The following is a 450-nucleotide window of genomic DNA, read 5'->3' as shown; positions in this document are numbered from 1 at the left end:
TTCGGATCGAGCCGCCGAAGTTCTGCTGCAATCTCGCGGAATGCATTGTCCCAGTTAATCGGCTCGTACCTGTCCGACACTGGATTGTAACGCAACGGATCAGTAAGCCTGCCCTGTTTTTCCAGATCCCGGTCCGGCCATTCGAGCAGGTCCGCGACCTTATGTTCTGCGAAGAATGAAGGTCCGCATCGCAGCCTCGTCTGCTCCCACATCGTTGCCTTGGCGCCGTTCTCGCAGAACTCGAAAGGCCGAGGCTGGGCAGGCTTTGCCCATGAGCAGGAGACGCACATGTAGCCGTCTGCCTTGTTCTGTTTGAGCAACGTGCTCCATATACCAGAGAGCAGGAGCCCCTCATTTCGGGCATTGCGAACCAGCGATTTGAGCGAACCCCATCCCCCGGTTGGACGATTGTATTTCTTGATTTCCACGTGATCGCTGACGGCAGGTTTC

At 56.4% G+C, this 450-nt stretch carries 1 pseudogene; it reads right to left on the bottom strand.

The annotated features are described in order from the left end of the window. Positions 1–450: pseudogene (locus EN804_RS34630) on the bottom strand (formate dehydrogenase); the annotation flags it as partial.

The organism is Mesorhizobium sp. M8A.F.Ca.ET.161.01.1.1, from assembly GCF_004792105.1.
Classification (GTDB): domain Bacteria; phylum Pseudomonadota; class Alphaproteobacteria; order Rhizobiales; family Rhizobiaceae; genus Mesorhizobium.
Note: the sequence above shows the minus strand (reverse complement) of the source record. Positions and strands in the feature narration are given on the sequence as shown.